Source organism: Roseateles sp. P5_E11 (assembly GCF_054049355.1).
Window position 1 is genome coordinate 1 of sequence record NZ_JBFUMO010000153.1, and the last position, 11,418, is coordinate 11,418.

Genomic DNA, 11,418 nt, shown 5'->3' on the forward strand with positions numbered 1-11,418 from the left:
CTCGTAGACCTCGCCGTCGCGATTGGTGGCGCGCACGGTGACCTCGGCATGGCGCGGCACCTTGTCGTAGATCTGCGGCACCGACAGGCAGCCTTCCTCGCCCTCGACCATGCGCTCGCTGAGACGAACCAGCTCGGGATTGATCAGCACGCGCGGGGTGTCGCGATCCTGCGACGTGTCGATGACGATGACTCGCTCATGCACGTCGACTTGCGTCGCGGCCAGGCCGACACCGTCGGCGGCGTACATGGTTTCCAGCATGTCATCGACGAGCTGGCGGGTGCGCTCGTCCACGGCGGCCACCGGTTTGGCAACGGTGTGCAGACGCGGGTCGGGGTAGCGAAGGATGTGCAGTTGGGCCATGGCGCCTTGTAAGCACTCGCAAACGAGCGCTAGCGGTTGTTGGTTGCCCCCGGTGATTGCGGGCAGAATCACCTGGATTTTCGCCGATCCGGCAATCCCCTCGGAGACCGCGCCAGATGCCCGTTGCCCGCCCAGCCCACTTCGCAGTCCTTGCGACCTGCCTCGCCCTCGCGACGGCGACCTCAGCCTGGGCGCAAACCAGCAAGCTGCCCGTCACCGCCGAACAGCGACGCGTCGCCGATCAGGTCGCGTCCGCGGGCGTGCCCCTGGCCGAACTGGCGCCCAATGCGCCGGACAGCCACACGGTGCAGCCAGGCGACACGCTTTGGGACATCTCCAAGCTGTTCCTGAAAAGCCCCTGGCGCTGGCCCGAGCTCTGGGGCATGAACCGCGACCAGATTCGCAACCCCCACCTGATCTACCCGGGCCAGGTGCTGCTGCTGGTCAAGGTCGATGGCCGGGCCCGGCTGCAACTGGCACAGGGCGTCGGCGGCAATACGGCCGGCAATGGCGTGGTCAAGCTGCGGCCGCAGATGCGCATTTCGGCGCTGGATTCCAGCCCCATCCCAAGCATCCCGCTGCACCTGATCCAACCCTTCCTGACCGACGCTGTCGTCTTCGACACGGATGCGCTGGCCACGGCACCGCGCATCGTCGCCGCCCAGGAAGGGCATGTGCTGCTCGGCCCGGGCGAACTGGCCTATGCGCGTGGCGATTTCGGCAGCGGCACCGACTTCCGCGTCTTCCGCAACGCCCGCCCGCTGCGCGACCCAGCCACCAACGAGATCCTGGGCTACGAGGCCCCGTATGTCGGCACGGCTGAACTGACCCGTCTGGGCGAGGAGCGCACCGGCGCCGATGGCAAGGCCGAGATCGTGCCGGCCACGATGACCGTCCGGCAGATCAAGCAGGAGGTCGGCATCGGCGACCGTCTGGCGCCGGCACCGGCACGCAATCTCGAGCTGTATGTGCCGCACGCGCCCAGCCAGCCCATGGCGGGTCAAATCGCGGCCATCTACGGCGAGGCACTCAACGCAGGCCAGAACCAGATCGTCGCGCTCAACCGCGGCAAGCGTGATGGCATCGAGCGCGGCCATGTGTTCGCGCTGTGGCGCGACGGCGCCAGGGTCATGGACAAGACCCAGGAGAGGGCCGAGGCCATCAAGCTGCCCGACGAGCGCCACGGCATCCTGTTCGTCTTCGAGGTCTATGAGCGCGTGTCCTATGCGCTGATCATCTCGGTGAAAGAGCCGGTTCGACCGGGCGACCGCTTTACCCAGCCTTAGAGAATGGAGCCCCTCGCCCAAGGAGTACCTTGGTCGGTCTTGCAGACCGCGCTGCGGCGGGTGCCGCAGCCCTTCGGTAGGCACATCGCGCCCACTGGGCGCAATGTGTCCGGCCTCAGCCCCCGAGGGAACGGCGATGCTTGCCGGATTGACCGGCAAGCACATCGCCAAGGCGGGCCGGCTCGGGAGCGGCCCAGCGCTCGGCCCGGCGGTTCTTCGAACCGCTGATGCTGACACCCATCGAGCTTGTCGCCTGGCTGCGGCTCACCGAGAGCGTGGGCCCGGCAGCGGCGCGGCGGCTGCTGGCCATGGCCGGCAGCCCGCAGGCTGTCTTCGAACTCCCCGCCGTCGCCCTGGACCAGGCGCTGCCGGGCAAACAGCGCGAGGGCTTCAACAAGCCCCCTGACCATCTCGACGAATTGATCGACAAGGCCCAGGCATGGTTGGCCGAACCCGGCCATGACCTGCTCGTTCTCGGCGATGCCGACTACCCACCCCGCCTGCTGGCCACGGCCGACCCACCGCTGCTGCTGTGGCTRCAGGGCCGGCGCGAACTGCTGGGCGCGCCGTCCATCGCCATCGTCGGCAGCCGCAACCCGACCGCCCAGGGGGGCGACAACGCGCGCGCCTTCGCCCGGGCGCTGGCACGCGGTGGCTACACCATCGTCTCGGGCCTGGCCCTGGGCGTGGACGCCGCCGCGCATGAGGGCGCCCTGGACGCCGACGGCGCCACCATCGCCGTCGTCGGCACCGGGCTGGACCAGGTCTACCCGCGCCGCAACGAGAAGCTGGCGGCGCGGCTACTGGCCGGCGGCGGCCTCATCGTCAGCGAGTACTCACTGGGCACCCCGGTGCTGCCGGCCAACTTTCCGCGCCGCAACCGCATCATTGCCGGCCTGGCCCAGGGCTGCCTGGTCGTCGAGGCCGCCGTGCAGTCGGGCTCGCTGATCACGGCCCGGCAGGCCGTCGAGGCGGGCCGCGAGGTGTTCGCCATCCCCGGCTCCATCCATTCACCCCAGGCCCGCGGCTGCCATGCGCTGATCCGCCAGGGCGCCAAGCTGGTCGAGTCGGCCCAGGACGTGCTGGAGGAACTGCCGCCGCTGGGCAAGCTGTGCGTGACGCCCGAGCCTGCCGAGACGCCTCACGAGCAGCAGGCGCTGCTGGACGCCATGGGCTTCGATCCGGTCAGCCTGGATGCCCTGATGGCCCGCTGCGGCTGGCCGGCGGCCGAGCTCAGCGCCGCCCTGCTGGAGTTGGAGCTCGACGGCCACATCGCCCGCCTGGCGGGCCAGCTCTTCCAGCGCCGACGGCAGGGATGAGGGCAGGCTGGGCAGCAGAGACAGCGAGCTTAACCGCGGATATCAGAGCCTGATCCGAGGGGTTATTCGCGTCCGGAGTGCGCCAGACCCTGGGCTATCATCCCCTCACGATGTTCGATGTCCTGGTTTATCTCTACGAGACCTATTGGCGCCCGGACGCCTGCCCCGATCACGCGCAACTCGCGCGAAAACTGACGGCGGTGGGCTTCGAGAACGACGAAATCCAGGAGGCCCTCTCCTGGCTGGACGGTCTGGCCGCGTCCGGGGAGTCCTACCAGGGCGAGCAGAGCGAACACGCGATGCGCGTGTATTCGCCCGCGGAGATGGAGCACCTGGGCGAGGAGTCGATCAGCTTCGTCAGCTTCCTCGAGTCGGCCGGCGTGCTGCCCGGCCCGATGCGCGAGATGGTCATCGACCGCGCCATGGCCATCTCCGGTAACCCGATGGACCTGGAAGACCTGAAGATCATCGTGCTGATGGTGTTCTGGAGCCTGGGCGAAGAGCCCGATGCGCTGATCCTGGACGAGCTGTTCGTTGCCCCCGAGGATCGGTTGATCCACTGAACCCGCTGATGCACCAAGAACAAAGGACGCCGCGGCGTCCTTTTTCAATTCCTGAATCAGTTGGGGTCAGAGCAGCGCGCTACGCGCGCAGGTCTGACCCGCAAATCATTTGAGCAATTGCCCGGGATCGGCATCCAGCTTGGCCAGCGCCTTGCGCGTGGCCTGCACGGTCAGCGCTTCGTCCTGGGCAGGCAGCAGCAGGCCTGCCTGCAGGAAGGCGGCCATGCGGTTCAGCGAGAACAGCACGCCGCGGCCCTTGGGCGTGACGAACAGCGCCAGCTGCCTGCGCAGGCCGCGCCAGGCCAGCTGCACCTGCTCGTTGCGGCCGCGGTAGTCGAGCATGAACCAGCCGCCGACCTGCAGCTCGCGCGCCCAGGCCACCATGGCCGGCGTCGGCGCGGAGCCACCCTCGGCGACGACCTCCATGCCCTCGGATTCGTGGCCGGACAGGTCGCGCACCAGCATCTCGTCGACATGGCTGTCGCCGCCTTCGATGTCCTCGGGCAGCATGGCTTCCAGTGTCTCGAGCTGGTCCATCAGCTCGTCCAGGCGCTCGCGCGGGATGGCGGCCGTCTTGGCCGTGAAAGCGGCGGCCAATGCGTTGTTGAGCTGGCGCACATGCTCGTCCTGCTTGTCCGTCGGCAGGCCGGCGTGGCTCATGCCATCGCGCAGCGTCTTGAGCAGGGGCGGCAGGCGGCGGATGACCTCGGCACGCTCCTCGCGCGAGGCCTTGGAGCTGGCGCTCCAGATCAGGTCGGCGGCGGCCCGCTTCATGGACTTGGTCACGTCGGACTGGGCGCCCGCGCGCACCGCCGTGACGGCCAGCACGTCGGCCCAGACGTGGAAGAGGAAGTCGCGCACGCCGTCCTGTACCGSCACCTCGGACAGCATCTTGCGCAGCTCGATGGTGTACTGGATGGCCAGGGTTTCGCGTTGCTCGACCTGCTGGGCCAGCGACACGCCGCGCTTGGAGGCCTGGTTCTCGTTCTCGAAATAGTGGTCGAGGAACTTCTCGAACTCGGTCAGCACGGTGGCAAAGACCCGCCGGCCGGTGTCCGGATAGGCCTCGACGACCTGCACGACGCGCTTGATCTCGCGCTCCAGCGCATCGTTGCTGGCGCGCTCCGAACCCGGGCCACTGACCTGGGCCGTGTTGAAACCCATCACGCACGCGCCCATGCGGTCAATGAGACGACGCGCCGGATGGTCGGCGGCGGCAAAGAAGTCGGGTTCGCTGACGGCCACCCGCAGCACCGGCATCTGCAGCCGCGCGAACCAGACCCGCACCGTGGCCGGGATGCGCTCCTCGGTCAGGATGCTCTGGAACATCATGGCGACGATCTCGATGGTCGCGCGTTCGGCCGGGTTGCTCGCGGCCTGCTTCAGGACCTGCTTGAAGGCCTGGTTGCGCGCGCCAATCTCCTCCAGCGCACGCGGGGCGCTGGCGCTGCCACCGGTATCCACACCGCCAGCTGCGCCGGGGCGGCGCTGCAAGGACTCCTGGGCATGCTTGATGGCACCCATCAACCGCGGCGAGGCGGCGGAAACGGAGACGGGCGGCGCATCGGCCAGCGACGGCCTGGCCACGGAGGCGGGTGCATCGCCGCTCGATAAACTGCCACCACCGAGGGTGCCGGCATGGCTGGGTGTCACATCGGCCAGGCTCGGCTTGCCGCCACCCGGGCGGGCCGGCACCTGGCTTTTGACGACCGGAAAGCCCGGCACATGGCGGGCCAGCACACGCTGCAGCTGGGCCATGACTTCGTCGGCCTGGCTGCTCGCCTTGCTGCGCGCCGATGCCCCACCCGCGACCATCGGCACCGGGCCTGACGTGGGGGCGAGACCCGGGCCGGGAGACACTGGCGGTGGCGGCGGTACTGGCGCGCCAGTGGCCGTCGCCGTCGCCGCCGTAGCGGCCTGGGCCGTGCGGCGGATGAAGGGCCGCAGGTCGACCTCGGGCAGCACCTTCTGGGCGATCAGCCAGCGGTTGGTCTCGTGGTAGGCCTCGCTGATGAGCTGGGCGAATTCCTCGTGAAGCTCATGGTGCAGCAGCTGCCAGATGTTCGCGTCCAGGCCGACGCGGGTCCAGGCGTCCAGCGCCACGCGGGCCACGACATGGGCCCGCAGCAGGTCCAGCGGTTCCAGGTCGTCATGAGCCTCCAGGGCCTGCATGCGGGTGCGCAGGTCGGTGAATTCCCAGGTCGCCCGGTCCATCATGACCAGGGCCAGGCGGGAGCTGGTGATCTCGCGCTCGATGGTCGAGTCGTCGACCAGGCTCATCTTCACCGACTGGGCCGGCACGGTCGTGTCGTGCTCGCGGGCGTTGTCGGAGACGCCGTGCACTGCCGCGTGGCGCAGCGCCGCGACGACGGCCATCTGCCAGTTGGGGCCTAGCTTCTGCCAGGCCTGCACCGCGTCGCGCCTGGCCATCATGATGGCGTGGGGGACGCCGTGGGCCAGTTGCTGGCCAGCGCCCTGGCCGACCGCAGCGACCAGGGGCGTCATGCCGCGCACCAGAGCTTCCAGATAGACGCGCCGCGCCTGGGTCGCCAGGGCCTGGTTACGAGCGGCGGTCATGGACTGGTGAGGGCTGCGCGGCTGGAATGTTGGGTTGCGATCACTCTACACGACGGCCCCGGAGTTCGGGTCATTGGGGTCGTCACGATTCACGCCCGCCTTGACCAGGTCCTCCCGCTTGACGCCCAGCCACATGGCGATGGCCGCCGCCACGAACACCGAGGAGTAGATGCCAAACAGGATGCCGATGGTCAGCGCGACGGCGAAGTAATGCAGCGTCGGCCCGCCGAACAGCAGCATGGACACCACCATCAGCTGCGTGCAACCGTGGGTGATGATGGTGCGGCTCATCGTCGAGGTGATGGCGTGGTCGATGACCTCGTGGGTGTTCATCTTGCGGAACCTGCGGAAGGCCTCGCGCACCCGGTCGAAGATGACGACAGATTCGTTCACCGAGTAGCCCAGCACCGCCAGGATGGCCGCCAGCACCGCCAGCGAGAACTCCCACTGGAAGAAGGCGAAGAAGCCCAGGATGATGACCACATCGTGCAGGTTGGCGATGATGCCGGCGACCGCGAACTTCCATTCGAAGCGGATGGCCAGGTAGATCATGATGCCGATGACCGTCGCGGCCAGTGCCTTGGCGGCGTCCTGGGCCAGCTCGGCCCCGACGGCCGGGCCGACGACCTCGGAGCGCGACAGCTTGATCGGCTCGGCGCCATCGGCTCGTCTGCAGATCTGCTTGCTGACCTGCTCGCCCTGGGGCGTCACTTCCTGATGCTCGCTGATCGTGCCGGCCTCGGCCGTGCACAGCTCGGTGAAGACCTTGCCGACCAGCTCGGTCTGCTTGATATCGCCGCGCACGGGCAGGCGGATCATCACGTCGCGCGAAGAGCCGAAGTTCTGCACCTGCACTTCGCCGAAGCCCATCTTCTCGACGACCAGGCGAGTCTTCTCGATCTCGGCCGCCTGCGGGTAGGCCACCTCGATGACCGTGCCGCCGGTGAACTCGATGGAGAAATGCAGGCCCCGCGTGACCAGGAAGAACACGGCGGCTGCGAAGGTGATGAAGGAGATAGCGTTGAAGACCAACGCATGCTTCATCAACGGCAGGTCGCGCTTGATGCGAAAGAGTTCCATGTTCTAGCTTTCTCAGGCCTTGGCGGCGACGTCGGTCGTCTCGGCGGCGGGCTTGTCGGCGTCGGGCCTCCAGATCTGCCCGATGGACACGCTCTTGAGCTTCTTCTGGCGGCCGTACCAGAGGTTCACCAGGCCGCGCGAGAACACGACGGACGAGAACATCGAGGTCAGGATGCCCAGGCAATGCACGACGGCAAAGCCCTTGATCGGGCCGGAGCCGAACACCAGCAGCGAGACACCGGCGATCAGCGTCGTCACGTTGGAGTCCAGGATGGTGGCCCAGGCGCGTTCGTAGCCCAGCCGGATGGCCTGCTGGGGCGATTCGCCGCCACGCAGTTCCTCGCGCACGCGCTCGTTGATCAGCACGTTGGAGTCGATGGCCATGCCCAGCACCAGCGCAATGGCGGCGATGCCCGGCAGGCTCAGCGTGGCCTGCATCATCGACAGCGCCGCGATCAGCAGCAGCAGGTTGAAGCCCAGCGCCAGCGACGAGAACACGCCGAACAGCAGGTAGTAGACGCACATGAAGGCGGCCACCGCGGCAAAGCCCCAGGTGACGCTGGCGATGCCCTTCTCGATGTTCTCCTTGCCCAGGCTCGGGCCGATGGTGCGCTCTTCGATGATCTCCATCGGCGCGGCCAGCGACCCGGCGCGCAACAGCAGGGCTGTGTCGCTGGCTTCCTGGGTCGTCATCGCTCCGCTGATCTTGATGCGCCCGCCGCTCAATTCGCTGCGGATGACCGGCGCCGTCACGACCTCGCCCTTGCCMTTCTCGAACAGGATGATGGCCATGCGCTTGCCGACGTTCTCGCGCGACAGGTCCTTCATGATGCGGGCGCCCTTGGCGTCCAGCGTCAGGTCGACCGACGGCGAGTGGTTCTCGTCGAAGCCGGGCTGAGCATCGACGAGGGCGTCACCGGTCAGCACCACCTGGCGCTTGACGATGATGGGGCCGAAGCCGCGGTCGATGAAGCGCTCGGTGCCGAAGGGCACGGGACCGTTGCCCTTGAGCGCCTCCAGCGACTCGCTGCCGTCGTCCACCATGCGCAGCTCCAGCGTGGCGGTGCGGCCGATGATGTCCTTGGCCTTGGCCGTGTCCTGCACGCCGGGCAGCTGCACGACGACGCGGTCGGCGCCCTGCTGCTGGATGACGGGCTCGGCCACGCCGAGCTCGTTGACGCGGTTGTGCAGGGTGGTGATGTTCTGCTTGATGGCGGCGTCCTGCACCGCGACCTGGGCCTTGGGCGCCAGGCTGCCTGACAGCTGCAGCTCGCTGCCTTCGCCCTGCGGCGTCCAGACGACATCAGGCAGCTGCGTCTGCAGCAACTCGGTGGCTGCGGCGCGCTGTTCGGCGTCGCGAAAGGCGATGACCACCGTGTTGCCGTCGCGGCTGATGCCGGCGTGGCGGATGTTCTTGTCACGCAGCATGCTGCGTGCATCGCCGGTCAGCGACTCGGCCTTCTTGGTCAGTGCCGCCTTCATGTCGACCTGCATCAGGAAGTGCACGCCGCCCCGCAGGTCCAGGCCCAGGTACATCGGGTTGGCATGCAGGCTGGCCAGCCATTGCGGCGAACGCGACAGCAGGTTCAGCGCGACGATGTAGGTCGGCTCGGCAGCATTGGGGTTGAGCTCCTTGCTGATGACGTCCTTGGCCTTGAGCTGGGTGTCGGTGTCGCCAAAGCGCGCCTTGACCGAGTTGCCGTCGAACTGGACGAAGTCCGCCTTGATGCCGGCTTGCTGCAGTGCGGCCTCGATGCGGGTGGTCATCGAGTTGTCGACCTTGACGGTCACCTTGGCACTGGACACCTGCACCGCCGGCGCTTCGCCGAACAGATTGGGCAGGGTGTACAGAGTGCCGATCAGCAGCGCGACGAGCAGGATCGCGTACTTCCAGAGCGGATAGCGGTTCATGGGGACTTCCTTGTATGCGCCTGCACGGCGTAATCAGCAGCGCCCGGGCGGCCGTGGCCCGGGAGATGGGCGCAGGGCCGATTACTTCAAGCTGCCCTTAGGGAGAACCTGGGTGACGGCGCTGCGCTGGATCTGCAGCTCGACGCCGTTGGCGACTTCCAGGTGGATGAAGTTGTCACCCAGCTTGGCGACCTTGCCGATGATGCCGCCGGCCGTGACAACCTCGTCACCCTTTTGCACTGCCTCGATCATGGCCTTGTGCTCCTTCTGGCGCTTCATCTGCGGCCGGATCATGACGAAATAGAGCACGACGAACATCAGCACCAGGGGCAGCATGCCGAGCAGGCCGTTGTCGGAACTGGCGGCAGCCGGGGCGGCCTGGGCGTAGGCGTTGGAGATGAACACGTTGAATTCCTTGGGTGGGCGGCCGCAAAAACCGCAGGGCAACCTTGAATTCTAGTGCGCCGCGCCAAACGCCCCGATGACGGGGCTCCGAGGGGCTACGCCGCGGCGCCCACCCCTGCTAACCTGCCGCCGCCACATTCAACCTGCCTGGAGTTCCTCTTTTGCCGATCAGGGCGCTGACCGACCGACTGAGCCTGCGCAGCCTGCTGACGCTGCCCTATGTCGTCTTGGTGCTGGGCCTGGTGCTGCTGGTGGGCACGCTGTCCTGGCGCGCCGGGCGCGACACGGTGAACACCTTGTCGGGCCAGCTCCTGGTCGAGGCCGTGAACCGCATCTCCGTGTCGCTGGAGCGCCATGTCGGCGGGGCCGATGCCGTGCTGGAGGCGGCCTTCCCCACCGGCCTGTCGGCACCGGAGAACCTGCCCCGCGACCTGGACACGCTGCGCAACCGCTTCTGGCTGGCGACCTCGGTGCACCGGGATCCCAACAATTACGTCTACTACGGCGACCGCCAGGGTCATTTCCTTGGCCTGTGGCGCTTCTCCGAACTGGAGGCCGAGCTGCGCGTGCGCACCGCGGGCACCGGCCCGCGCACCATCTACCGCCTCAGCGGTATCACCGGCGACATGCGCTCGCCGGTCACCGAGGACAAGGTGTTCGAGCCGCGCGAGCGCCCCTGGTACCAGGCCGCACTGGCCAACCCCGCGCCGCTGAGCTGGACGCCGGTCTACATCGACTTCAAGACCCTGGATCTGGTCACGACGCGCACCAAGCGCGTGGGCAACGACGTCGGCGAGCCTGAGGGCGTGGCCGCCACCGACCTGTCGCTCAAGCAGGTCAATGCCCTGCTGCAGCGGCTGGCGCTGAGCGAGAACGCCGTCGCCATGGTCGTGGAAGGCGATGGGCAACTCGTCGGCGTGTCACGCGGCGCACACATGAAGACGCTGGTCGTCGGCCAGCACGAAAGGCTGAACGCCGCGCAGAGCCCCGACGCCCTCGTTGTTGCCGCCTTCGAGGCAGTGCGCCAACGCACGGCGGCCGGCGCCGAGGCCCTGGGCACCGCGCCGCGCACGGCGAGCTTTGCCGATGCCGATGGCCGCGTCGTGCAGCTCGGCTATGCCCGCGTCGACCCTGCCCTGGGCTTGAACTGGCTCATCATCGTCGCCGTGCCGCGCGCCGACTTCCTGGTTGGCGTGCAGCGCAACTTCGTGCAGGCCGGCGTGCTCGCGGGCCTGGGCGTCGTCATCGCCCTGGGCCTGGGCTGGGCGGTGCTGGGCATCGTCACCCGTGAGCTGCGCGAGCTGGCCGACGCCGCCCGGCGCGTGGGCGAGGGCGTGCTCGACGAGCCGCCCGAGGTGCACCGCACCGACGAACTCGGCGAACTCGCGCGCAGCTTTGCCGACATGCAAAGGCGGCTGCTGACCGACCAGCTGACGGGCCTGTCCAACCGCAGCGCCATCCTGCGCCGCATCGAGGACCGCATCCTGCAGCAGCGCCGCCGCGGTGACCGCTGGCCCTTCGCCGTCATGTTCGTCGACCTCGATCGCGTCAAGGACGTCAACAAGCGCTTTGGCCATGGCGTGGGCGACGCGGTGCTGAAGGAGGTCGGCCAGCGGCTGCGGGCCGGCGTGCGCATCGGCGACATCGTGTCCCGCTATGCCGGCGACGAATTCGTCATGCTGCTGGACTCGGTCGAGAACCGCGCCGACGCCGAAGCCGCGCGCGACCACCTCGAGGCCAGCATGCGCATGCCGCTGGAAAGCCTGGCGGGCCTGGCACCGGCCGACTTCCAGGTGGCGGCAAGCTTCGGCATCGCCCTCTACCCCGACGACGGCCAGGACACCGAGAGCCTGCTCCGGCATGCCGATGCCGACATGTTCGCCCGCAAGCAGCCCCCGCCTAGCGATGCCCGCC

General features: G+C 68.1%; 9 protein-coding genes. 4 read left to right on the forward strand and 5 right to left on the reverse strand.

What is annotated here, in order from left to right:
* The coding region (gene def, locus ACXJKR_RS13475; protein WP_457323264.1) for a peptide deformylase at positions 1-363 on the reverse strand (363 nt) is incomplete at its 3' end.
* Positions 364-479: 116 nt separating this feature from the next.
* Here def and ACXJKR_RS13480 point away from each other — a divergent pair.
* The 3 genes from ACXJKR_RS13480 (at position 480) to ACXJKR_RS13490 (ending at position 3,531) form a co-directional block, all read left to right on the forward strand.
* Positions 480-1,649, forward strand: coding sequence for a LysM peptidoglycan-binding domain-containing protein (locus tag ACXJKR_RS13480; RefSeq protein WP_056205226.1), 1,170 nt, complete (start codon positions 480-482; stop codon positions 1,647-1,649).
* Positions 1,650-1,876: 227 nt separating this feature from the next.
* Positions 1,877-2,968: a DNA-processing protein DprA gene (gene dprA, locus ACXJKR_RS13485; protein ID WP_056205228.1), complete on the forward strand. Its 1,092-nt coding sequence runs from the start codon at positions 1,877-1,879 to the stop codon at positions 2,966-2,968.
* A 110-nt stretch (positions 2,969-3,078) separates the two neighbouring features.
* On the forward strand, positions 3,079-3,531 hold the full coding sequence (locus ACXJKR_RS13490) for a DUF494 family protein (RefSeq protein ID WP_056205310.1): 453 nt from the start codon (positions 3,079-3,081) through the stop codon (positions 3,529-3,531).
* 105 nt (positions 3,532-3,636) lie between these two features.
* Here ACXJKR_RS13490 and ACXJKR_RS13495 read toward each other — a convergent pair whose 3' ends face one another.
* The 4 genes from ACXJKR_RS13495 to yajC all read right to left on the reverse strand — a co-directional run bounded on the left by ACXJKR_RS13495 (position 3,637) and on the right by yajC (position 9,504).
* Positions 3,637-6,108 (reverse strand): DUF1631 family protein, encoded by a 2,472-nt coding sequence (locus tag ACXJKR_RS13495; protein ID WP_457323265.1) that lies wholly within the window; start codon positions 6,106-6,108, stop codon positions 3,637-3,639.
* A gap of 45 nt (positions 6,109-6,153) precedes the next feature.
* On the reverse strand, positions 6,154-7,188 hold the full coding sequence (gene secF, locus ACXJKR_RS13500; protein ID WP_056205235.1) for a protein translocase subunit SecF: 1,035 nt from the start codon (positions 7,186-7,188) through the stop codon (positions 6,154-6,156).
* Positions 7,189-7,200: 12 nt separating this feature from the next.
* Positions 7,201-9,099: a protein translocase subunit SecD gene (gene secD / locus ACXJKR_RS13505; RefSeq protein ID WP_457323266.1), complete on the reverse strand. Its 1,899-nt coding sequence runs from the start codon at positions 9,097-9,099 to the stop codon at positions 7,201-7,203.
* Positions 9,100-9,180: 81 nt separating this feature from the next.
* A complete protein-coding gene (gene yajC / locus ACXJKR_RS13510) occupies positions 9,181-9,504 on the reverse strand; it encodes a preprotein translocase subunit YajC (protein ID WP_056205313.1) in 324 nt (107 codons plus the stop codon).
* A 161-nt stretch (positions 9,505-9,665) separates the two neighbouring features.
* Here yajC and ACXJKR_RS13515 point away from each other — a divergent pair.
* On the forward strand, positions 9,666-11,418 hold a 1,753-nt coding region (locus tag ACXJKR_RS13515), incomplete at its 3' end, for a diguanylate cyclase domain-containing protein (protein WP_457323267.1).